A 22,771-nucleotide genomic window follows, 5' to 3' on the forward strand; every position below is an offset into this window, starting at 1 on the left:
CTGCCAGCACAGGCCGGCGCGCCGGTGCCCGGGCGCACAATGAGCGCGCCATGCACCGCTTTCTCGCCCTCTGCATCCTGAGCGCCCTAGGCCCGCTGTGCGCTGCGGAGGTGATTCGCTGCGCCGATGCCGCCGGCAACGTGACTTATACCGATGGCGCCTGTCCCGCGGGCGCGAGCCGGGTCGGGCGTGTCTCTACGCCGGAGCCGGCGCCGTCGGGCCGGGCCGAGCGCAACGCCGATGCGGGCTCTGTAAGCCCGCCGCCGCGGCCGCCGGTCGAAGCCGCCGCAACCCCGCCGCAGGCACCGCCGGGCCCGGTCATCATCGATTCCCGTGCTGGCACCGATCGGTCGGCGGACCCGCGCCGCAGCGATGTCGGTGACGACGCATCGGTGATCGATGACGGCTACGCCTACCCCGGCGCCCCTCGGCAACCCCGGCCGCGCGACATGCGGCCGCGCCTGCGCAATTGCGACGCGACGGGCTGCCAGGACAGGCAGGGCAATCATTACAACCGTTCCGGCCAGCTCGACCGGTACCAGAGTCTCGACGGCAAGACCTGCCAGCCGGTGGGGACCACGACGATCTGCCGCTGAGCCCTCGGCCCGGCATTTGGTCAGCCCTTGCCCAGCATCTCGATCAGCCGCGCGAGCGCCACCGAAGGCGTGCCGCGCCACACCAGGTGCGTGCGGTTCGCCCGGATGCGTTCGGGCAGCACGTGCTGGCGTACGTCCGCCGTGGCGCGCAGCGCCTTGAGCACCGACAGCGGCACGATGGCAAAGCCCGTGCCCGCCGCCACGCAGGCGATCATGGCCTGGTACGACGAGAACTCCAGCGAACGCGATGGCAGCACGCCGCCCTTGCCCAGCCATTGCTCCAGCACCCGCCGGTACGAGCAACCCTGCGCGAAGGCGATGAGCGTGGCGCCTGCCAGGTCGGCCGGCCGCGTGACCGCGGCCACGCTGCGCGCGGTGATCAGCACCAGCTCTTCCTCGAATGCCGCCAACGTCTCGAAGCCGGTGGCGGAAAAGGGCTGCGACACGAACGCAGCCTCCACGTCGAAGGCCTCCAGGCGTTTCAGCAGCGCACCTGTCGTGCCGCTGACCAGTTCGACCACCACGCCCGGATAGAGCGTGTGGAAGCGCGAGAGCACGGGCGGCAGCCGGCTCCCTGCGGTGCTTTCGAGCGAGCCCAGCCTGAAGGTGCCGACCGGCACTTCGCTGCGAAGCTCGCCCTCTGCTTCGTCGGCCAGGCGCAGCAGCCGGTCGGCGTACGGCAGCAATTTGCGCCCGGCCGGGGCCAGCGCCAGCGAGCGGCCCTGGCGCAGGAAGAGCTTCTGACCCAGCCGCTCCTCCAGCTGACGGATGCGGGTCGTGACGTTCGATTGCACCCGGTTGAGCTTGCCCGCGGCGCGGATCACGCCACCTTCGCTCACCACGGTTCGAAAAATTTCCAGGGAGTCGAGGTCGATCGTTCTCATGGCCGAATCATTCACGAAAGAAGAATGTTTGTTCTCGATAATTCATTTGTCGCGCATCGGAATTTTGCGTCCAATGGAGTGCCATGTCGAATCCAACCCTCAGCATGCCTCGGCCTTCCTTCGCAGCGATCTGCCTGGCGGGGTTGATTGCACTGGCGATCGCGATGGGGATCGGCCGCTTCGCTTTCACGCCGATGCTGCCGCTCATGATCCGCGCCGGCAGCGCCGATGTGGCGGCCGGTGGGTGGCTGGCCGCCGCCAACTACGCGGGCTACCTGCTGGGCGCGCTCACGACGGCGCGACTCCCCCTCGCGCCGCAGCGCGTCGCGCTCCTGGCGCTTGCGCTGATCGTCGCCTCGACCGCCGCCATGGGCTGGACGGCCTCGCTGACGGCCTGGCTGATCCTGCGCTTCGTGGCCGGCGTGGCCAGCGCCTGGGCCCTGGTGAGCACCAGTGTCTGGTGCCTGGGCTGGCTGTCGCGCTTCGAGCGGCCGGCCGGGCCAGGCCTGCTCTATGCGGGCGTCGGCGCGGGTATTGCGCTGGCGGGTCTTTACTGCTGGCGCGCGGGCGCGGCCAATGTAAGGCCCGAGGTGCTGTGGCTGCAGCTCGGCGCGCTCGCGCTCGTGGGCATGGTGGTGGTGGTGCTGCTGATGCCGCGCGGCATGCCCTCTGCAGTGGCGCCTGCGCCTGCCGCGGGCGGGCCTGCAACGCCTGGCGGCGTGGCCTGGGGCTTGGTGATCTGCTATGGCCTGCTCGGCTTCGGCTACATCCTGCCGGCCACTTTCCTGCCGGTGCTGGCGCGCGCGGTGGTCGACGATCCGGCCGTTTTCGGCGCCGCCTGGCCGGTGTTCGGCGCCGCGGCGGCGGCATCCACGATCTTCGCGAGCCTGGCGTTGCCGAAAATGGCGCGGCGTCACGTGCTTGCCGGCAGCCATGCACTAATGGCGCTGGGCTGCCTGCTGCCGGTGCTGCACCTGTCGGCGTTCACCGTGCTGCTCGCGGCGCTGCTGGTAGGTGGCACCTTCATGGTCGCGACCATGGCCGGCATGCAGGAGGCGAGGGCACGCAGCGTCGGCGACCCCACGCGCTCGCTGAGCCGCATGACCGCGGCCTTCGCCATCGGCCAGATGGCGGGGCCGGTACTGTCGTCCCTGCTCAGCGGCAGCGCCCATGGCTTCGGCGGTCTCTTCATCGCGCTGGCGATCGGCGCGCTGGCCTTGGCCGGTAGCGCCTGGTGGCTGGCGCGTGCCGCATGATCCGCACACCATCTCTTAGCTGAAAGGAAAACGACGATGTTCGAACAAGGCCACACCCGACCCTGGGCCGAGCGCTTGCCGATGCCTGCTGCCGACACCCTGTCCGAGGCCCAGCGCAAGGCGGCGCAGACGCTGCTCGATGGCCCGCGCAAAGGCGTCTTCGGTCCGTTCATCCCGCTGCTGCAGAGCCCGGTGCTGATGGATCGCATCGGCAGCCTGGGTGAATACCTGCGCTTCGACAGCCAGCTCGATGCGCGGGTGCGCGAATTGGTGACCTGTGCGGTGGCACGCGAGGTCGGGAACCAGTTCGAGTGGCTGCTGCATTCGCAGGCGGCGGTCAATGCCGGCGTGAGCCCCGAGGCCATCGAGGCGCTGCGCCTGGGCCGCCGCGCCGCGCCCTTGGCCGACGACGAGCAGCTCGCGCTCGACTTCGCGCTTGAACTGCAACGCCACCATGGGGTGAGCGAGCCCACCTATGCCGCGGCGGAGGCGCGCTTCGGGAAGCAGGCGGTGGTGGAACTCAGCGCGCTGGTGGGCTACTTCGTGATGGTGTGCTGGGTGATGAACGTCGCGCACACGCCGGGCAAGGCCGCCGAAGGGCAGCCCGGTCTCGACGCCTTTCCGCTGTAGAGCAGCAAAGCCGCACGCGGGCCCCACGGCCAGCCCGAAGGCAGACAGCACCGCATCCGGAGGCAAAGTCGACGCCGGCGGGCTGTAGCGGAACCACTCCGCCCGCACGCGATCCGACCGGATGCAGCCCACCGTCACAGGCCGTTACCAGCGCCGCGGCCCCCGCCGCGCCGGTTGGCGTCCAATGGTGGAGCTCATGGAAAAGGAGAGATGCCCATGCCCGGACGCGAGTTCGACGATTTGAGACCGGCGCGCGAGTCCTCGCTGTGGATCATCGTGGTGCTGGTGGTGCTGGCGCTGGGCGCCGGCGCCGTCTGGTGGCGCTGGTCGCACCAGCAGGCCGCCCCGATCGAAGCCACCCCCGCTGCCACCGCTCCGGAGCCCGAGGCCTCCGCACCGGCACCCGCCGCGGCAGCGCCGGTGGAACCGCAGAACCCGGTCGACACCACGGCAGACGCAGCCCTGCCCAAGCTCGAAGATGCCGACGCCCACGTGCGCTCCGCGCTGGCCGAGCTGCTGGGTGCCAAGGCAGTGGGCAACTTCCTGCAGACCGATGGCTTCGTGCACCGCTTCGTCGCCACTGTCGACAACCTTCCGCGCGACCAGGCAGCGGCGCGCATGTGGCCGGTGCAGCGCACGCCCAAGCGTTTCATGGCCAGCGGCAGCGGGGACGTGCAGACCATCAGCCTGGACAACGGCGCGCGCTACACGCCACTGGTGCTGTTCGCCGAATCCGTAGATCCGCAGCGCGCGGCGGCGCTCTACCAGAAGCTCTACCCGCTGTTCCAGCAGGCCTACGAGGAACTCGGCTATCCGAACCGCCACTTCAACGACCGCTTGGTGGCGGTGATCGATCACCTCCTGCAGGCGCCCGAGCCTGCCGGGCAGCCGCAGGTGAAACTGGTCGAGATCAAGGGCGACGTGGCTTCCGAGCGCCCCTGGGTGCACTACGAGTTCGTCGACCCGGGGCTCGAGTCGCTGTCGGCGGGCCAGAAGATGATGATCCGCGCCGGCCTGGTCAACGAGCGCCGGCTCAAGGCGAGGCTGCGGGAATTCAGAGGCCAGATCGCGGGCGGCGCGCTCGCGAAGAAGAAGGCCGAATAGTCATTGGCGCGTCTGCTGCGTGTCGGGCGGCGCATCGGGCGGCAGCTCGCTTCCCGAGCAGGCCAGCGCGCGCATCAGCAGCAGCTTGCGTTCGCGCGAATTGCGAGTGAGCGATGCGGCATGCTGGAACTCCGCGCAGGCTTCGTCTTTGCGGCCCAGCTTGGCCAGCAGGTCGCCGCGCACGCTGGGCAGCAGGTGGTAGCCCTTCAGCAGCGGCTCGTCGCGCAGTGCGTCCACCAGCTCCAGGCCCGCGACCGGCCCGAAGGCCATCGACAGCGCCACCGCGCGATTGAGTTCGACGATGGGCGAGGGCGCGAGCTGCGCCAGTGCCTCGTACAACGCCGCGATGCGGGTCCAGTCGGTCTGCTCCGGCGTGCGCGCACGCGCATGGCAGGCCGCGATGGCCGCTTGCAGCGCGTAGGGTCCCAGCGCGCCGCCCAGCGCCTCGGCCCGCTCCAGCGCGGCGAATCCTCGTCGAATCAACAGCGGGTCCCAGCGCGCGCGATTCTGAGCCAGCAGCAGCACGGGCTCTCCCTGGGCATCGACGCGCGCTGCTGAACGCGAGGCCTGGATCTCCATCAGCGCGACGAGCCCGTGCACCTCGGACTCGTCGGGCACCAGGCCGGCCAGGATGCGACCCAGGCGCAGCGCTTCGTCGCACAAGGCCGGGCGCATCCAGTCGTCGCCTGCGGTTGCGGAGTAGCCCTCGTTGAAGACCAGGTAGATCACCTCCAGCACCGAAGCCAGGCGGGCGCCGAGCTCGTGCGTGCGCGGCGCCTCGAAGGGCACGCGTGCGGCCGCCAGCGTGCGCTTGGCGCGCACGATGCGCTGCGCGATGGTGGGCTCCGGCACCAGGAAGGAGCGCGCGATCTCGTCGGTGGTGAGGCCGCCCAGCAGGCGCAGCGTGAGCGCCACGCGCGCCTCGGGCGAGAGCACCGGGTGGCAGGCGATGAAGACCAGGCGCAGCAGGTCGTCGCCCACGTCGTCGTCAAGCGCCGCATCGACCGCTTCCGCGAAATCGGCTGTCGCCATGGCGTGCCGGGCATCCATCTCTCGGCCGATCTCGTGCTCCTTGCTTGCATGCAGCTTGCGCCGGCGCAGCAGGTCGAGGGCACGGTGCTTGGCGGCTTGCATGAGCCAGGCCGCAGGGTTGTCCGGCACACCGTCGCGAGGCCATTGCTCCAAGGCAGCGACCAGTGCGTCCTGCGCCAGCTGCTCGGCCACGCCGACATCGCGAACCATGCGTGCGAGCGCCGCGATGATCTTCGCCGACTCGATGCGCCAGACGGCATGGATGATGCGATGGATCTCGGGCGTGCTCATCCGGAAGATTGCTCCTCAACGCTGCGCCGTGGCGCGCTTCTCGGCCGCGTCGCGCAGCCAGTCTTCGTGCTGCGCATCTTGGCGTGAACTCGGCGCCGAAGTCCTCCGCCTCGGACGCTCAAGACCTGCGGTTCTTTTCCACTCCCTCCATGAGCCGCTTTTCCTGCTCGCGCAGCTCGGGCGTGAGCTCCACACCGAAGTCTTCCATTTCGAAGACCTGGCGCAGCTCGACCTCTGCCCCATCGCCGAAAGGCGCGCGCTTGAGCCATTCGATGGCTTCGTCCCTGGAACGCACTTGCCAGAGCCAATACCCGGCGATCAGCTCCTTGGTCTCGCTGAAGGGACCATCGATCACGGTGCGGTTCTTGCCGTCGAATCGCACGCGGGCCCCTTTGGAGCTGGGCTGGAGGCCTTCGCCAGCCAGCATCACGCCGGCCTTCACCAGTTCCTCGTTGTACTTGCCCATCGCGGTGAGCATCTTCTCCGTCGGCATCACGCCCGCCTCGGTGTCCTTGTCGGCTTTGACGATGACCATGAATCGCATGTCGTATCTCCTGAAGTTGGATGGACGAGCTTCGAAATGAGGCTCTAAATGCACGTCGAAGGAGGACGGCATCGATCGACACCCAAGCTTGTAAAGTTTTGCAAGGCCGCAGCGACCGTGCTCGAGGCCCGGTCAGCGACCGAGCTTCCGCATCACTGCCGGCACTTCCCCGCCAAGCTCACGCGCGAGATAACCCACGGGGCCGAGACGCCGGCCCAGATTGTTGCCGGCTTTGGCATGCACCACAACGGCCCAGGCGGCTGCCTGCTCGGGCGGGAGCCCGCGGGCCGCGAAACCGCCCATGAGCCCCGCAAGCACGTCGCCGGAACCCGATGTCGCAAGCCCGAGCGAGCCGTCATCGAAGCGCCATGCGCGGCCTTGCGGCGTTGCAATGATGGTGCGCGCGCCTTTCAGCACCACGCAGGCATTCCAGCGAACGGCTGCTTCGCAGGCGACCGCCAGCGCTTCCTGGGCAATGGCCTCCTTGGACAGGCCGGACAGGTGCGCCATTTCGCCTGCGTGCGGCGTCAGGAGCACCGGGGTGTCGAAGGGGCGTTCGGTCGCCACCGACATGGCAATCGAATCCAGCAGCACGGTGCACTCCCGGAAGAGGGGCAGCAGCCGGCGCACGAAGGGCATGCTGCCTCGCTCGTCGCGCAGCCCAGGTCCGACCACCACTGCCGCGACCCGCTCGGCCAGCGGAGCCAGCGCCTCGCAGCCGCGCGCTGCGAGACCGCCGCCACGCGTCTCGGGCAGGGGGATGACGCGCGATTCAGGCACCGCGAGCGCCAGGCCCGGTGCAATTGACGCGGGGCAGGCGATGGTGAGCTTGCCCGCGCCCGCCCGCAGCGCCGCAATACCGGCGAGCAACGCCGCCCCGCGCAGCTCGGTGCTGCCCGCGATCACCAGCACCTGTCCGCGAGCCTCCTTGTCAGCGTTCGGTCCGGGGTCGGGCAGCGGCCAATGTGCCAGCGATGCTTCGGTCAGGGCTGCGGCGCGCGGAAGGACCATCAGGGCTTGGGCGCTGCCGGCTGGTCGGGCGCGCGGGTGACCGGCGTGTCGGCTTCGCGCAGCGGCGCGAGAAAGTTCACCAGGTCGAGTTGCAGCACCTCGTCTTCGTCGCCGCGGCGCTCGGCGCGGTAAGAGGTGATGGCGCAATTGGGCACGTCGCCCTGCCGGTCGATATCGAGGATCTGCTTCTCGTCCAGGTGCTCGATCAAGTAGCGCAGGCAGTTGACGATGACCTGGTGCGCCACCACCAGCACGCGCTGGCCCGCGTACTCGCGCGTCGCCATCTCGAGCAGGCTGCGCAGGCGCAGGATCACGTCGCACCAGCTCTCGCCGCCGGGCGGGCGAAAGTAGAACTTGCCCACGTGCAGGCGCTGCGCGTCGAGCTCGGGATGCTTCTGGCGGATGCCGAACTTGGTCAGCCGGTCAAGAATGCCGAATTCCTTTTCCCGCAGGCGCTCGTCGACGCGCAGCTTGATCGTGTCGCCGGACAGGCCGCCGTGCTCGGCGACGAGTTCCGCCGTGGTGCGGGCGCGCACGTAGGGAGAGCAGAGGATCACTTCGGGCTTCTCCTGCGCGGGCAGCTTGGCGAACCAGCTGCCGAGCGCAATCGACTGCTCGATGCCCAGGTCGGAGAGCGGCACGTCGATGTCGCGCCACGCCAGCTCGATCAGCGGAAGCCCGCCCGCTTCGGCGGCGTCGCGCGCGACATTGCCGGCGCTTTGGCCGTGGCGCGCGATCCAGAGGGTTTGAGGCCAATTCGATTGCATGGCGAGGGCCATGGTAGGAAGCCTCGTCCGCTCGCCTCGTAGGCAAAGGCCTATTTCGGCAGATGCGCCCCAGGCGGCATCACACGTAGTCGGCAACCGGCACGCAGCTGCAGAACAGGTTGCGGTCGCCGTAGACGTTGTCGATGCGGCCCACTGGCGGCCAGTACTTGGCGTCCTTCACCGAGGCGATCGGGAAGGCGCCGAGCTCGCGCGAGTAGGGCCGGGACCACTCGCTGGCCAGCAGGCTGTCGGCGGTGTGCGGCGCGTTCTTCAGCGGGTTGTCCTCGCGCGGCCAGATGCCTTCCTCGATGCGGCGGATCTCGCCGCGGATCGCGATCATCGCGTCGATGAAGCGATCGAGCTCGGCCAGGGGCTCGCTTTCGGTGGGCTCGACCATCAGCGTGCCGGGCACCGGGAAGCTCAGCGTGGGCGCGTGAAAGCCGTAGTCGATCAGGCGCTTGGCTACATCCTCGGCCGTCACGCCGCTGGTGTCCTTGAGCGGCCGCAGGTCCAGGATGCACTCGTGCGCCACATGGCCGTTCGGGCTGGCGTAGAGGGTGGGATAGTGTTCCTTGAGCCGCGCACTGATGTAGTTGGCGCTGAGGATCGCCGTCTCGGTCGCGGCCTGCAGGCCTTCCGCGCCCATCATGCGGCAGTACATCCAGCTGATCGGCAGGACCGCCGCATTGCCCAGCGGCGCGGCGGACACGGCGCCGACGCCGTTCGAGGGAATGCCGCTGCTCACATGGCCGGGCAGGTAGGGCACCAGGTCCTCGACCACGCACACTGGCCCCACGCCGGGCCCCCCACCGCCATGCGGAATGCAGAAGGTCTTGTGCAGGTTGAGGTGGCTGACGTCGCCGCCGAACTCGCCCGGCGCGGCCACGCCGACCAGCGCGTTCATGTTCGCTCCGTCCACGTACACGCGGCCGCCATGCGCATGCACGATCTCGCACAGCTCCTTGACGCGGGTCTCGAAGACGCCATGGGTGCTGGGGTAGGTGATCATCACCGCGGCGAGGTCGTCGCGGTGCAGCTCGCAGGCGCGCGCCAGGTCGTCCATGTCGACGTTGCCCTGCGCGTCGCAGGCGGTCACCACCACCTTCATGCCTGCCATCTGCGCGCTGGCGGGATTGGTGCCGTGGGCGGAGGAGGGAATGAGGCAGACATTGCGATGGCCGTGTCCCTGGGCTTCGTGGTAGGACTTGATGGCCAGCAGGCCCGCGTACTCGCCTTGCGAGCCGGCGTTGGGCTGCAGGCTGATGCCGGCGTAGCCTGTGGCTTCGCAGAGCCAGGCGCGCAGTTGCGCATCGAGCTCGGCGTAGCCGCGCAACTGCTCGGCCGGGGCAAAGGGGTGGATATTGGCGAACTCGGGCCAGGTGATGGGGATCATCTCGCTGGTCGCGTTGAGCTTCATCGTGCAGCTGCCCAGCGGAATCATGCTGCGGTCCAGTGCGAGGTCCTTGTCGGACAGGCTGCGGATGTAGCGCAGCATCGCGGTCTCGCTCTTGTGGGTGTTGAACACCGGGTGCGTGAGGAAGGCGCTCCCGCGGCGCAGGTCCGGCGGGATGCGCGCGCCGACCGTGGCCGAGAGCTCGTCGAAGCGAGGCATCGGCATGCCGGCCGGCACGAACAGGGCCCACAGCGTCTCGATGTCAGCGCGCGTGCTGGTCTCGTCGAGCGAGATGCCCAGGTGCTGCTGCAGGCCCTGGCGCAGGTTGACCGAGGCGGCCTGGGCCTTCTCCAGGATCTTCGGCGTGTCGTCGCCTGTCAGCACGGTGAGCGTGTCGAAAGCCGTGGCATTGGCGAGCTCGCGGCCCATCTGCTCGAGGCCTTGCGCCAGGATGGCTGTGAGGGCGGCCACGCGCTGGGCGATGCGCGTCAGGCCTTCGGGTCCGTGGTAGACGGCATACATGCTCGCCACCACCGCCGGCAGCACCTGCGCGGTGCAGATGTTGGAGGTGGCCTTCTCGCGGCGGATGTGTTGTTCGCGCGTCTGCAGTGCCAGCCGGTAGGCGGGCCGGCCCTGCGTGTCGACGCTGACGCCCACCAGCCGGCCAGGCAGCGAGCGCTTGAACTCGTCCCGGCACGCCAGGTAGGCCGCATGCGGGCCGCCGTTGCACAAGGGCATGCCGAAGCGCTGCGTGGTGCCGCAGACGATGTCGGCATCCCACTCGCCGGGCGGCGCCAGCAGGGTGAGGGCCAGCAGGTCGGCCGCCACGCAGAAGGCGGCATCGCACGCGTGGGCGTGGCCCGCGAGCGGGCGCAGGTCGTGCACGTGGCCGGTGGTGGAGGGGTATTGCGCCAGCGCGCCGAAGAAGTCGCCGCTCGCCATCAAATGCGGCAGGGTCTCGGAAACGGTGCTGACCTTGACCTCGATGCCGAGCGGCGCGGCGCGCGTCTTGATGACTTCGATGGTCTGAGGGTGGCAGTCCCCCGAGACGAGGAACACATTGCTCTTGTTCTTGACGCTGCGGCGGGCCAGCGTCATCGCCTCGGCTGCGGCGGTGGCCTCGTCGAGCATCGAGGCATTCGCGATGGCCATGCCGGTCAGGTCGCAGACCATGGTCTGGAAGTTGAGCAGCGCCTCCATGCGTCCCTGCGAGATCTCGGCCTGGTAGGGCGTGTACGCCGTGTACCAGGCCGGGTTTTCAAGCACGTTGCGCAGGATCACGCCCGGCGTGTGGGTGCCGTAGTAGCCCTGGCCGATAAAGCTCCTCGCCACCTTGTTCTTCGCCGCGATGGCGCGCAGCTCGGCCAGCGCGCCGGCTTCAGTGACCGGCGCAGGCAGGCGCATCGCGTGGCTTCGGCGGATGGCGGGCGGCACGATGCCGTCGATCAGCTCGGCGCGCGTCCTCGAGCCGACGGCAGCGAGCATGCGCGTCTCGTCCGCGGCCTCGATCCCGATATGGCGTGCGATGAATTCGCCTGCGTTCTCGAGATCGGCGAGGGTGGGCGGGGAAGGCGGGGTGGACTTCGGCATGGAGTGTGAGCAGGGTGGCGGGATCAGGAAACCTTGGCAGTCCGCTTTCAGGCCTCGTCGGCGAACTTGTCGTAGGCGGTCTTGTCGAGCAGGGCCTCGATTTGGGCAGGCTCCGTGATCTTCATCTTGAAGAACCAGCCTTCGCCTTCGGGCGCGCTGTTGGCCAGCGAGGGATCGGCACGCAGCGCCTCGTTGACCTCGGTGACCTCGCCGGCGACCGGCATGAACACGTCGGCCGCTGCCTTGACCGACTCGACCACGCCGGCGACCTCGCCCTGCGCATAGCCTTGGCCGACCTGCGGCAGATCGACGAAGACCACGTCGCCCAGCGCGTCCTGCGCATGCAGCGTGATGCCCACGGTCGCGGTGTCGCCCTCGGCGTTCACCCACTCGTGGTCCTTGGTGTACTTGATGGTCATGGAATGGCTCCTGGGGAAGAAATGGAAACTTGAAGGGTGACGTCGAACAGCGGGCCTTCAGCCTCGGTAGTAGCGCGCGGGAACGAAGGGCAGGGTGCTGACCTCCATCGCCACCGGCTTGCCGCGCACGATGGCCTGGATTCGGGTGCCGGGCGCTGCGTACGCAAGCGCCACATAGCCCATTGCGATCGGCCGATCCACCGTGGGGCCGAGCAGCCCGCTGGTGACCCGCCCGATATCGACGCCCTCGAAGGATTGCAGCAGCGTGCCGTCGCGCACCGGTACGCGCTCCAGCGCCACCAGTCCGACGCGCTTGCGCGTGAGCGTCTCGTGGTCGAGATGGCCCGCGGTGCCGGCGTCTGCCGTGAGCTGCGCCAGCACGCGGTCCGCCCCCGGAAAGCCGCCTTCTCGCGCGCCGCCGCTGCGCCGCACCTTCTGGATCGCCCAGTTGAGCGAGGCCTCGACCGGGCTGGTGGTGGTGTCGATGTCGTTGCCGTAGAGGCACAGGCCGGCTTCCAGCCGCAGCGAGTTGCGTGCCCCCAGGCCGACGGGCTGTACTTCGGGCTGCGCCAGCAGCAGCCGGGCCAGGGCCTCCGCATCGTTTGCGGCAACCGAGATCTCGAAGCCGTCCTCGCCGGTGTAGCCGCTGCGGGTCGCGAAGGCCGCGATGCCGCCGATCTGCACCGCGCCGCCGGTCATGAAGACGAATCGCTCGATGCCGGGCGACAGGCGTGCCAGCACGGCCGCGGCCTGGGGCCCCTGCAGGGCAAGCAGGGCGTGATCGGGCATCGGCTGCACCTGGCAGCGCTGTCCGATGCTGGCCTGGATGTGCGCGATGTCGCCCGCCTTGCACGCGCCGTTGACGATCACGAAGATCGAATCGTGCCCCTCGTTGAAGAACATCAGGTCATCGAGGATGCCGCCCTCGTCGTTCAGCAACAGGCCGTAGCGTTGCTTGCCGGGCGAAAGGCCGATCACGTCGACCGGCATCAGGGTCTCGAAGGCGGCAGCGGCTTCGGCCCCCACCAGGCGCAGCTGGCCCATGTGGGAAATGTCGAACAGGCCGGCCGAAGTGCGCGTGTGTCTGTGCTCGGCCATCAGGCCGGCGGGGTATTGCACCGGCATCGAGTAGCCCGCAAAGGGCACCATGCGGGCGCCGAGCTCGATGTGCAGGTCGTGCAGCGGGGTCTTTTGCAGATCGTCGGAAGCGGAGGCCAAGGCACTCTCCATCAGGTCAGGGGCAGTCCGGATCCATGGCAGTCAAGCCATGGGCCACCCCTGCTGTCCGCTTTACCTGAGAGATTCGCCCCACGATCGGGGTTTGCTCCTTCGGTGGGCGACCCTCGCTTCAATACAAAGCGCCGCCTCTCTCCAGCAAGGAAACGCCCGCAACCTCGGGCGCCTCGTCAGTCCTTTTGCCTGAGCGTTCGGGCCTCGTTCAATGGGCCCTGCGCCTTCGGCGGCCCCACCTCCGGGGCTCTCTCCTGACCGGGCGAGTGTAAGGGAAAGGGCCTTACGAACGCTCCAGCCGCAGCCGGCGCAGCAGGAATTTCTCCCAAAGCTTGTCCGCGAGGAACTGCAGGGAGCGCCGGATGTGCTCGCGTGCGTTGCGGGCGTCATAAGGCGAGCGGATGTCGGCGCCGAGCTGCCGGGCGCGCAGGCTCAGCATGTGCTCCGACAGGCAGCAGCGCGCCTTCATGCGCAGGTCCTCGAAGTTCTCGGGGCCCAGCGGGCTGGCCTTGTGCCATTCGTGGTCCCACTTGAAGCGGCGCTTTTTCTGCACGCCCTGGCCGTCGTCGCTGATGAGCCAGGCGGACACGAAATCGACATAGGCCTCGCCCACATGGTCGCGGAAGACGCCCCGTTCCGGCTCGAAGCGCTCGTTGACCAGCGAATCGAGCAGCGCGTTGCCCGGCGAGAGCGTACCCAGCCGGTGGCGCAGGGTGTCGTTCATGGCGAAGCAGTAGGTCGACACCCATTCGAGCAGTGGTCCCATGGGCGTCATGGTCGAGCGCGGGAAGTCGTTGATCTCGCCGAACAGCCAGGGGCCCGGGTGCAGCGCGAGCTTGCCGATCTCGCCGCCGAAGCGCTCCAGCCGGCGCTCGCTCCAGGCGTGGTTGAGGGCGACCGTGTCGTTCGAGAAGAGCCAGACATCCGGCTGCTCGCCTCGGGAGAGCAATGTCTCGACGCCGCGGTCCCAGCCGGAGAACTCCCGGTTGCTGTTGTCGCCCGGGACCACCAGGCCCTGCTCCGAAGCCATGCCGGTCGCGCTTTCGGCCGGCCTGGGGCGGGCGTTGTCGACGATCACGCTCGAGAAGCGGTCGCCGTCCTGGGCGAGGCGGGTTCGCAGCCTTTCCAGGACCTGGAGCGAACGGTCGCGGTGCTGGTCGCCGAATTCCAAGTGAACGAAACCGTAGCTTGTCATGCGTGCAGGGAGAGAAGAAATCAGGTGCGGCGGGGCTCAACCCCATGCGTTGCGCGGCCTTGCGAGCTGCGCAAATGTTAGTGCCTTGATGCAGAAAGCGACGATGCTGTCAGCAAGAGCGGGGAAACCCCAAGCCTATTCACGAACGAGGGGTCGCGTTTGTCAGCGAAGACGCCGTATGGCCGACCGCCCTGTAACCCGTTGTTCTCACGACCGCACGCCTCCTCGCAAGGCGCGCAGGTTGAACGCGGACCGAACGGGCTCGGGCCGCCGTGCCTGGACTACCTCGAATAGACCAGGTCTCGCAGCCCCAGCGAAATGCCCGGCACGTAAGTGATGACCATCAGGCAGGCCAGGATTACCAGTACGAAGGGAACCAGGTGCGCGACCATGCGGTCGAGCGAGATGCGAGCGACCGTGCAGGCTGCGAACAGGTTGACCCCGAAAGGCGGCGTGATCATGCCCAGCGCCAGGTTGACCACCATCACCAGCCCGAAGTGCACCGGGTCGATGCCGAAGTGCATCGCCACCGGCGCGAGGATCGGCGCCAGCACGATGATCGCGGCGCTGGTTTCGATGAACATGCCGATGACGAAGAGCGCGGCGTTGACGCCGAGCAGGAACATGGCCGGCGACTTCAGCACGGCCTCGAGCCAGTGGCCGATCGCCTCGGGCACGCCGGCGCGAGTGATCAGGAAGGCGAACAGGCCGGCGTTGGCGATGATGAACATGATCACCGACGACGAGATCACCGACTTGCGCAGTACGGCGTAGAGCTGTGGCAGCTTGATCTCGCGGTAGATCAGCATGCCGACGACGAGGGCGTAGAGCACGGCCACGGCAGAGGCTTCGGTGGGCGTGAAGATGCCGCCGTAGATGCCGCCAAGAATGATCACCGGCATCAGCAGTGCCCAGCCCGCTCGCCAGGTGGCCACGCCGACACTCAGCCGGCCGTCGCCGTCGTTCTTGCCGAGGCCCTTGAACTTGCAGTAGACATAGACGAAGGCCATCAGCGCCAGGCTGATCAGGATGCCGGGGCCGAACCCGGCGATGAACAGCTCGCCGATCGACACCTCGGCGCTCACACCGTAGAGGATCATCGGGATCGAGGGCGGGATGATCACGCCCAGCTCCGCGCTCGTGGCCTGCAGCGCCGCCGCGTAGCTGGTCGGGTAGCCGTGCTTGATCAGCGCCGGGATCAGGATGGCGCCGATGGCGAAGGTGGTGGCGACCGAAGAGCCCGACACCGCGGCGAAGATCATGCAGGTCAGTACGCACGTCATGGGGAGGCCGCCTTGCACGCCACCCACCAGGCTCTTGGCGAACTCCACCAGGCGGCGCGAGATGCCACCGGTCTCCATCAGGTTGCCGGCCAGGATGAAGAAGGGGATGGCCGCGAGCGGAAACTTGTTGATCGCGTTGAACATCTCCTTGACGGAGATCAGCATGTTCGCGTTCGAGGCCTGGATACCGACGATGGAGGCCAGGCCGATCGAGACGGCGACGGAGATGGTGAGTGCGAAGCACACCACCATCGTGGTGATCATGACGGGGGTCATGGAGCCCCCACGCTTGTTGCCGTGCTCATTGCGCAGTCTCCAGTTCCTGCCGCTGCGGATCGAGCAGGTTGCCGATGATGCCGACCACGCTGAACAGGCCGCCGATGGGCATTGCCACGTACGCCCAGAACATCGAGATCGACTCCAGCCCTGCCATGGACTGCACGCCGCCGCGCTTCGCGTAGTCCCAGCCCCACCAGATGATGACGCAGATCAGCGTCAGCGCGGCGAGGCACACCATCCAGTCGAGCACGCGCCGCATCTTCGGCGGGCTCCAGCGGTACAGCACGTCGACGCTGACCATCGCGCCCTGGCGAAAGGCAGTCGGGATGCCCATGAAGACCATCCAGATCAGGCTCACCCGGATCAGGATCTCCGACCATTCGGCCGGCTGCTCGAGCACGAAGCGCGTGATGATCTGGAACACGCCGAGCGCCGAGGCGATCACCAGCATGAGGCAGGCGACGGCCATGGACAGCGAACTGGTCCATCGGTCGAATCGGAGGAAGGCAGATTTCATGAGCGAGGCATGGAAGGTCTGAAAAAAAGAGCGCCCGCGAGCTGGTGCTGCGCGGGCGCGCGCCGCGAGTCATCGCGGCAGGAAGCTCACTTGAAATTGCGGATCTTGTCGATGTTGGCCTTGCCGAACTGCTTCTCGAATTCGGCGTTGACAGGCGCCAGCGTGCTGACGAACTTCGCCTTGTCCACGTTCTCGATCACGGTCATGCCCTGGGCGCGCAGTTCCTTCACGCCATTGGCGTCGTCCTGGTCGACGCGGTCGCGGTTCGCCTTCACCGCCACCTTGGCGGCTTCGAGGAAGGCGGTCTTGTCGGCCGCGCTGAGCTTGTCGAAGGCCGCCTTGTTCATCAGGAAGATGCAGGGCGAGTAGACGTGCCCCGTCAGCGAAAGGTGCTTTTGCACCTGCGCGAACTTGGCCGACATGATCACCGACAGCGGGTTCTCCTGGCCATCGACGGTGCCCTGCTGCAGCGCCGTGAACACTTCGGGGAAGGCCATCGGCGTGGTGATGATGCCGAGGCCCTTGTACGCCGCGATGTGCACCGGGTTCTCCATGGTGCGCATCTTCAGGCCCTTGAGGTCTTCGGGCGCCTTGATGTCGCGCTTGCTGTTCGTCATGTGGCGGAAGCCGTTCTCGGCCCAGGCCAGGGCCTTGAAGCCCTTGGCGTCGAACTTGGTCAGCAGGTCCTGGCCGATCGGGCCGTCGAGCACCGCGCGCGCGTGGGCCTTGTCGCGGAACAGGAAGGGCACGTCGAGGATCTTGGTCTCGGGCACGAAGTTGGGCACGGGGCCCGTGGAGGAGAAGGCCAGCTCCTGGGTGCCGAGCTGCACCGCCTCGATCGATTCGCGTTCGCCGCCCAGCGAGCCGTTGTAGAAGGTCTCGATCTTGTAGCGGCCATTGGTGCGCGCCGCCACTTCCTTGGCGAAGGTGTCGATCGCTACGCCCTGGTGCGAATTCTGGGCCGTCGAGATGCTGATCTTCATGGCGGTCTGCGCGAAGGCCGCGCAGGCCATGCCGAGGCCGAGGACGAGGACGAGGCCGGCGGCCAGGCGTTTCAACTTCATGGGGAGTCTCCTGTCGATGTGACGTTTGATGTGACGTTTGGCAAACGTATGACTATGCATCGGTGGGCAGCTTCACGGCGTCGGGATTTTCACGGACGTAGTCACGGATCACATCCTCGAAGCTGGCATCGGGCAGAAGGCCCAGCCCGCGCGCGCGCCGCGCCTCGATGCGGCCCGGCCAGGTCTTCACGATGCGCTGGATCGCCGGATCGGGCGTGCGGTCGAGCAGGGCGGTGGCGGCCGGTCCGGCCACGCGTTCGAGTGCCGCGGCCATGTCGCCCACGGTGAGGCCCAGCGAGGGCAAGTTGAGTGCGGTGCGCGGGCCCCATTGCGCATCGCTCGCCTCGGCAGCGCGGATGATGCCTTCGATGGTGCGGGCCGGCGAAGCCAGCGCCACCGGCGTTTCGTCAGGGACGGGGCAGGCGGCACGGACGCCGGCGAGCGGCTCCCGGATCATGCCGCTGAAGAAGCTCGAAGCGGCGCCGTTGGGCCGGCCAGGGCGCACGCTCACCGTCATCAGCCGCACGCTGCGGCCCCGGACGAAGCCTTTGCGCGTGTAGTCGGCCACCAGCTGCTCGCCGATGAACTTCTGGATGCCGTAGCTGGTCTGGGGCGTGGGCAGGGTGTTGTCGTCGATGACTTCGGGCAAAGGCTGCTCGGGCGAATTGCCGAAGACCGCAAGCGAGCTCGAGAACACCAGCACCGGCGCGGTGCCGGCGGCGCGCAGGCGTTCGAGCAGGGCGTTGGTGGCGCCGAAGTTGCTCCGCATGCCGAGGTCGAAGTCGGCTTCGCACTCGCCGCTCACCGCCGCGGCCAGGTGGAAGACGGCGTCGGCGTTGGCCCAGTAGGCGGCGCCGGCGTCGGCAAGCTGCGCATTGAGGTCGCCGACGACGGTCGAGATGCGCGGGTCGGTTGCAAGATCGGCCGGCGCTGCGGCGCGGTCGACCAGGGTCATGCGTTCGATGGGCCGCGCTGCGGCCCCGGCAAGTGCCAGGCTGCCTTGCGCGAGCAGCGTGCGCGCCAGGCGGGCGCCAAGAAAACCGGCGCCGCCGGTGATGACGATGTGCATGGTGTCTCCTTCAGGCGCCCAGTCTATCCCCGCTGTGTCGACGCTCGACCTTGCATGTAGATCTGGGCAAGCCGCGCCAACAGGATCTCTGCCTGGGCCGGCTTGGCGAAGTGGTCGTCGAAGCCGGATTGCAGCGCCCGCTGGCGATCGGCCTCCCGTCCGTAGCCGGTCAGCGCGACAAGCGCCATCGATCGCGTTGCAGTCTCTGCACGCAAGCGGGTGGCCAGCTCATAGCCACTCATGCCAGGAAGGCCGATGTCGATCACGGCGCCGTCGCAGGGCTTGCGGCTCAGCACGTCCAGCGCCTCTTCAGCCGAGAATGCCAGATGCGTTTCCTGCCCTTCGAGCTCGAGCCAGCTGGCGAGCGCTTCGGCCGCATCCTTGTTGTCGTCGACGATCAGCAGTGACAGCGCCGGCGCGGCACTTGCGGCAGGCGCGGCGGACTGAGTCTTCTCGTCGGGCCCCGCGTGCAGAGGCAGACGCACCTCGAACGTGGTGCCCTGTCCCGCACCTCGGCTCTCCACCGTGATCTCACCCCCGTGCAGGCGTGCCAGGCTCTGGGCAATAGGCAGGCCGAGGCCCAACCCGCCGGCGGCCCGATGCAGCGCTTGCTCGCCCTGCACGAACCGCTCGAACACGCGCGGCAACAAGTCGGGTGTGATGCCGATGCCATCGTCGATGACGCGCAGCAACGCCTGCGGCGAACCGGCCGCAGTGTCGATGGCCAGCAGGATCTGGATCGATCCCTTGGGATCGGTGAACTTGGCCGCGTTCGTCAGCAGGTTGCCCACGATCTGGGCCAGGCGCACCGGGTCGCCCTGCACCGGGACGGGTGTCGGGGGCATCTGGGCCTCCGGCATCCGTTCGCGTTCCTGCAGCGCCGGAAGCGTGAGTTCGAGGGCCCGCGCGACGACATCGCGCATGTCCACCAACTCGCTCTTCAACGTGATCTTGCCGGCGACGATGCGCGAGACATCCAGCAGGTCGTCGACCATGCGGGACAGGTGGCGAACCTGTCGTTCGATGATCTGGCGTTCGCGCGGGAAGGCCTGCGGGTCGCGGCGCGCCATGAGTTGCAAGGCCAGCCCCATGGGCGCTAGCGGATTGCGCAACTCGTGTCCGAGCATCGCGAGAAACTCGTCTTTCGACCGGTTGGCCTGCTCGGCCTGGTGCTGGGCGCTGCGCGCCTGTTGAAGCAGCCGGACGTTGTCCAATGCCAGTGCCACGCGCTGGGCCAGCTCCCCGACCAACGACCCATCTTCAGCGCTGAAGCGTCGCTGCGACTCGGCCTGCAAGACGGCCATGACGCCGATCGTGCGGCCGCGCGCCACCAGCGGCACGACACAGCCCGCCGTGATGCCGACGCTTTGGGTGAACTCCTTCAGCTGGGGATCCAGCTTCTCGACGGCCTCGGCATCGTCCAGGTTGAGCAGGAATATCTTCCCGGTCGAGATGGCCCATGGGAAAGAGCCCGGCACCTGGGGGGCCGTGCGCGTGCTGACGAACTGCGCGACGAACGCGCTGCGCGCCGGGTCGGAGTGGTGCGTGAGCTTGCGCTGCAGCACGCCGCTTTCGTCGAGCAGATCGATGCGGCAGAGGTCGGCGACCGCTGGCACGATCACCCGCGCGATCGCCGCGAGCGTCGATTCTTCTTCCAGCGACTGAGAAAGCGCTGTGCTGGCGTCCCCGAGGCGCGCCAGCCGCTGCTCTGCCGCTTGTGCGTTGGCGCGCGCCACGCGCTCACCCTCCAGCAGGTGCTGTCGTTCGGCTTCGCCGCGTCGCCGTTGCTCGGAAGCTGTGGCCAAGGCCACTGCGACGGCGTCCACTTCGGTGATACCCGACTCCTGCGCCGGGAGCGTTTCACCGCGCCCCACAGCGTCTGCCTGTGCGCGGAGAAGGTCCATCGGTCGCGTCACGCCGCGCGAGATCCACCAGGCAGCCAGGCCGCCAAAGCACAGGGAGATCAGCAGGCCGCCGCCATAAGCCACCAGCAGGCTGCGCGACGCGCTTTCAGACGCAGCGACCGCCGCCCCGAGCACCACCATCCAGGGTGCCGAATCCATCCGAGCAATGGCGGTCCTGGTCCGAACGCCTTCGATGTTGGTGGTGGAGCCGACCCCGTCGCGTTGAGGCCCGATGGTGGCAAGCAGTTGGCGCAACGTGTCGGTGGGCGCCGTTCCGCGCAGCCGGTCATCGTCCACGTTGCGCGCCACCCGGGCTTGCCTCGAGTCGAACACCGACACCGTCCATCCTTCCGGGATGCGCTGGCGTTGCAGCACCGCGGTCACCGCCGCCGGGTCGACGACGGCCGTGAGGACGTGGCGAAGCTCCCCCTCGCGCAGGACCGGGACACGCACGGGAAATGCGAGCTGGCCGCGGGGCCCGCGGGTCATCGGGCCAACGACCGGCAGCTGTTCGCGCACGACTTCCTGCAGGCTTGCCGGATCGACGACGCTCGCATCGGGCGCGACGGGCCCGCGCTCGCTGCTGAAGAGAATGCGGCCGTCCGGCGCCGCCAACACGAGGTCGCGCCATTCCGGGTGAGATGCCCGCACTGCAGTGACGAGCCGGTATGCCTCGATCAGGCCTTCCGGCGTGGTCGTGCCCAGTGGCTCGGTCAGCGCCAGTGCCTGCAGTGCGGCGGCGGTCATGCGAAGTTCGCTGTCGACGGCCGTGGCGATGGCCCTTGCCACGCCCACCGTAGAAGCCTGGGTCTGGGCGCGCTGGGACTTCACCAACGCGTCGAGTGCGAGGCCGTAGACCACGGCCAGCGGGACAATCGCGGCCGTTGCGATCAGCAACAGACGCCGCCGCAGGTTGATCGTGCGCATGCGTCTGCAGGCGCTCCTACATCCCTACGTAGTTCGGCCCGCCCCCGCCCTCCGGCGTGACCCACACGATGTTCTGCGTCGGGTCCTTGATGTCGCAGGTCTTGCAGTGCACGCAGTTCTGCGCATTGATCTGCAGGCGCGGCTTGCCGCCCTCGCCCTCGACGAACTCGTAGACGCCAGCCGGGCAGTAGCGGGCCTCGGGGCCGGCATACTCGGGCAGGTTGATCTCGGTGGGGACCGCGGCGTTCTTCAGCGTGAGGTGCGCGGGCTGGTTCTCTTCATGGTTGGTGTTGCTGACGAACACCGAGGAGAGCCGGTCGAAGGTGAGCTGCCCGTCCGGCTTCGGGTAGACGATCTTCTTGCATTGCGCGGCCTTCTTCAGGCGCTCGTGGTCGGCCTGTTCGCGATGCACCGTCCAGGGGATGTGCCCGCGCAGCACGAACTGCTCGATGCCGGTCATCAACGTGCCGACCGTCAGGCCCTTCTTGAACCACTGCTTGAAATTGCGAGCCTTGTTCAGCTCGCGGTGCAGCCAGCTCTTCTCGAACGAGGCGGGGTAGGCCGTGAGTTCGTCGTGCTGGCGGCCAGCCATCACGGCATCGTAGGCGGCCTCGGCGGCGAGCATGCCGGTCTTGATGGCGGCATGGCTGCCCTTGATGCGGCTGGCGTTCAGGTAGCCGGCGTCGTCGCCCACCAGCGCGCCGCCCGGGAACACCGTCTTCGGCAGCGAGAGCAGCCCGCCGGCCGTGATGGCGCGTGCTCCGTAGCTCAGCCGCTTGGGCGCCTTCAGGCCCTTGTCCTGGCCCTCGAAGTACCAGCGGATGTTCGGGTGCGTCTTGAAGCGCTGGAACTCCTCGAAGGGGCTCAGGTGCGGGTTCTGGTAGTCGAGGCCGACCACGAAGCCGACGATCACCTGGTTGTTCTCCGCGTGGTACAGGAAGGAGCCGCCGTAGGTGTCGGCCGGCAGCGGCCAGCCCGCGGTGTGCACTGCCAGGCCCGGCTCGTGGCGCGCCGGGTCGATTTCCCACAGCTCCTTGATGCCGATGCCGTAGCTCTGCGGGTCCTTCCCGGCGTCGAGCTTGTATTTGGCAATCAGCTGGCGCCCCAGGTGCCCGCGTGCGCCCTCGGCAAAGATCGTGTACTTGGCGTGCAGCTCCATGCCGAGCTGGAAGTTCTCGGTCGGTTCGCCGTCCTTGCCGATGCCCATGTTGCCCGTGGCCACGCCGCGCACCTTGCCGTCGTCGGTGTAGAGCACCTCGGCCGCGGGGAAGCCCGGGAAGATCTCGACGCCCAGCGCCTCGGCCTGCTGCGCAAGCCAGCGCACCACGTTGCCCAGGCTGACGATGTAGTTGCCCTCGTTATGGAAGTTCTTGGGCAAGAGGAAGTTCGGCGTGCGGTAGGCACCGGTCTCGCTGAGCATCAGGAAGGTGTCCTGCGTGACCGGCTGGTTGAGCGGAGCGCCTTGCTCCTCCCAGTCGGGCAGCAGCTCGTAGAGTGCGCGCGGGTCCATGATCGCACCCGACAGGATGTGGGCGCCGGGCTCCGAACCCTTCTCGAGCACCACCACCGAAATGTCCTTGCCGTGCGAGGCCGCCAGCTGCTTGAGGTGGATGGCAGTCGCCAGCCCGCCCGGGCCGGCGCCCACCACCACCACGTCGTATTCCATGGCTTCACGGGGGCCGAACTGGGCGAGGATTTCGTCGTGCGTCATGAGGGGTCTGGTCGATAATGGTTTTTGAAGGGGCGAGGCGCCGCGAAGGCCGGGCCATTTTATGCGGCGCCCCAG

At 68.1% G+C, this 22,771-nt stretch carries 19 protein-coding genes and 2 riboswitches; of the genes, 4 read left to right on the forward strand and 15 right to left on the reverse strand.

Annotated elements, in window-relative coordinates; all coding sequences use genetic code 11:
* Positions 1 to 50: 50 nt before the first annotated feature.
* Positions 51 to 596 (forward strand): DUF4124 domain-containing protein, encoded by a 546-nt coding sequence (locus E5CHR_RS13845; RefSeq protein WP_162580375.1) that lies wholly within the window; start codon positions 51 to 53, stop codon positions 594 to 596.
* Between the two features lie 20 nt (positions 597 to 616).
* On the opposite strand, the gene E5CHR_RS13850 is transcribed toward E5CHR_RS13845, so the two are convergent.
* Positions 617 to 1,480, reverse strand: coding sequence for a LysR family transcriptional regulator (locus E5CHR_RS13850; RefSeq protein ID WP_162580376.1), 864 nt, complete (start codon positions 1,478 to 1,480; stop codon positions 617 to 619).
* Positions 1,481 to 1,563: 83 nt separating this feature from the next.
* Between E5CHR_RS13850 and E5CHR_RS13855 the strand changes: the two genes are divergently transcribed.
* From E5CHR_RS13855 to E5CHR_RS13865, 3 genes are all read left to right on the forward strand, one after another.
* Positions 1,564 to 2,736, forward strand: a complete 1,173-nt coding sequence (locus tag E5CHR_RS13855; protein WP_162580377.1) for a YbfB/YjiJ family MFS transporter — start codon at positions 1,564 to 1,566, stop codon at positions 2,734 to 2,736.
* 36 nt (positions 2,737 to 2,772) lie between these two features.
* Positions 2,773 to 3,366, forward strand: coding sequence for a carboxymuconolactone decarboxylase family protein (locus E5CHR_RS13860; RefSeq protein WP_162580378.1), 594 nt, complete (start codon positions 2,773 to 2,775; stop codon positions 3,364 to 3,366).
* A 216-nt stretch (positions 3,367 to 3,582) separates the two neighbouring features.
* On the forward strand, positions 3,583 to 4,470 hold the full coding sequence (locus E5CHR_RS13865) for a DUF3014 domain-containing protein (protein WP_162580379.1): 888 nt from the start codon (positions 3,583 to 3,585) through the stop codon (positions 4,468 to 4,470).
* Here the strand turns inward: E5CHR_RS13865 and E5CHR_RS13870 are convergent, their stop codons facing one another.
* The 14 genes from E5CHR_RS13870 to E5CHR_RS13935 form a co-directional block, all read right to left on the reverse strand.
* Positions 4,471 to 5,793: an RNA polymerase sigma factor gene (locus E5CHR_RS13870; RefSeq protein WP_162580380.1), complete on the reverse strand. Its 1,323-nt coding sequence runs from the start codon at positions 5,791 to 5,793 to the stop codon at positions 4,471 to 4,473.
* A 118-nt stretch (positions 5,794 to 5,911) separates the two neighbouring features.
* Positions 5,912 to 6,337 carry a YciI family protein gene (locus E5CHR_RS13875; RefSeq protein WP_162580381.1) on the reverse strand — a complete coding sequence of 142 codons (426 nt, stop codon included), beginning with the start codon at positions 6,335 to 6,337 and terminating at the stop codon, positions 5,912 to 5,914.
* A 132-nt stretch (positions 6,338 to 6,469) separates the two neighbouring features.
* Positions 6,470 to 7,348 carry an NAD(P)H-hydrate dehydratase gene (locus E5CHR_RS13880; RefSeq protein WP_162580382.1) on the reverse strand — a complete coding sequence of 293 codons (879 nt, stop codon included), beginning with the start codon at positions 7,346 to 7,348 and terminating at the stop codon, positions 6,470 to 6,472.
* Positions 7,348 to 8,115, reverse strand: coding sequence for a histidine phosphatase family protein (locus E5CHR_RS13885; protein WP_162580383.1), 768 nt, complete (start codon positions 8,113 to 8,115; stop codon positions 7,348 to 7,350). Before E5CHR_RS13885 ends, E5CHR_RS13880 begins: the two co-directional genes overlap by 1 nt.
* 79 nt (positions 8,116 to 8,194) lie before the next feature.
* Positions 8,195 to 11,098, reverse strand: coding sequence for an aminomethyl-transferring glycine dehydrogenase (gene gcvP, locus E5CHR_RS13890; protein ID WP_162580384.1), 2,904 nt, complete (start codon positions 11,096 to 11,098; stop codon positions 8,195 to 8,197).
* 47 nt (positions 11,099 to 11,145) lie between these two features.
* On the reverse strand, positions 11,146 to 11,517 hold the full coding sequence (gene gcvH / locus E5CHR_RS13895) for a glycine cleavage system protein GcvH (RefSeq protein WP_162580385.1): 372 nt from the start codon (positions 11,515 to 11,517) through the stop codon (positions 11,146 to 11,148).
* Between the two features lie 57 nt (positions 11,518 to 11,574).
* Positions 11,575 to 12,747 (reverse strand): glycine cleavage system aminomethyltransferase GcvT, encoded by a 1,173-nt coding sequence (gene gcvT, locus E5CHR_RS13900; protein ID WP_162580386.1) that lies wholly within the window; start codon positions 12,745 to 12,747, stop codon positions 11,575 to 11,577.
* Between the two features lie 41 nt (positions 12,748 to 12,788).
* Positions 12,789 to 12,902, reverse strand: a riboswitch (glycine riboswitch).
* 12 nt (positions 12,903 to 12,914) lie between these two features.
* A riboswitch (glycine riboswitch) is annotated at positions 12,915 to 13,014 on the reverse strand.
* 16 nt (positions 13,015 to 13,030) lie between these two features.
* A complete protein-coding gene (locus E5CHR_RS13905) occupies positions 13,031 to 13,918 on the reverse strand; it encodes a hypothetical protein (RefSeq protein ID WP_162580387.1) in 888 nt (295 codons plus the stop codon).
* A 305-nt stretch (positions 13,919 to 14,223) separates the two neighbouring features.
* A complete protein-coding gene (locus E5CHR_RS13910) occupies positions 14,224 to 15,501 on the reverse strand; it encodes a TRAP transporter large permease (protein WP_162580388.1) in 1,278 nt (425 codons plus the stop codon).
* A gap of 25 nt (positions 15,502 to 15,526) precedes the next feature.
* Positions 15,527 to 16,021 carry a TRAP transporter small permease gene (locus E5CHR_RS13915; RefSeq protein WP_162580389.1) on the reverse strand — a complete coding sequence of 165 codons (495 nt, stop codon included), beginning with the start codon at positions 16,019 to 16,021 and terminating at the stop codon, positions 15,527 to 15,529.
* Between the two features lie 86 nt (positions 16,022 to 16,107).
* A complete protein-coding gene (locus tag E5CHR_RS13920) occupies positions 16,108 to 17,085 on the reverse strand; it encodes a TRAP transporter substrate-binding protein (protein ID WP_162580390.1) in 978 nt (325 codons plus the stop codon).
* Positions 17,086 to 17,137: 52 nt separating this feature from the next.
* On the reverse strand, positions 17,138 to 18,154 hold the full coding sequence (gene denD / locus E5CHR_RS13925; protein WP_162580391.1) for a D-erythronate dehydrogenase: 1,017 nt from the start codon (positions 18,152 to 18,154) through the stop codon (positions 17,138 to 17,140).
* Positions 18,155 to 18,177: 23 nt separating this feature from the next.
* Positions 18,178 to 20,985, reverse strand: a complete 2,808-nt coding sequence (locus E5CHR_RS13930) for an ATP-binding protein (RefSeq protein WP_162580392.1) — start codon at positions 20,983 to 20,985, stop codon at positions 18,178 to 18,180.
* Between the two features lie 16 nt (positions 20,986 to 21,001).
* On the reverse strand, positions 21,002 to 22,696 hold the full coding sequence (locus E5CHR_RS13935) for an electron transfer flavoprotein-ubiquinone oxidoreductase (RefSeq protein WP_162580393.1): 1,695 nt from the start codon (positions 22,694 to 22,696) through the stop codon (positions 21,002 to 21,004).
* Between the last annotated feature and the right edge of the window lie 75 nt (positions 22,697 to 22,771).

Source organism: Variovorax sp. PBS-H4 (genome assembly GCF_901827205.1).
Classification (GTDB): Bacteria; Pseudomonadota; Gammaproteobacteria; order Burkholderiales; family Burkholderiaceae_C; genus Variovorax.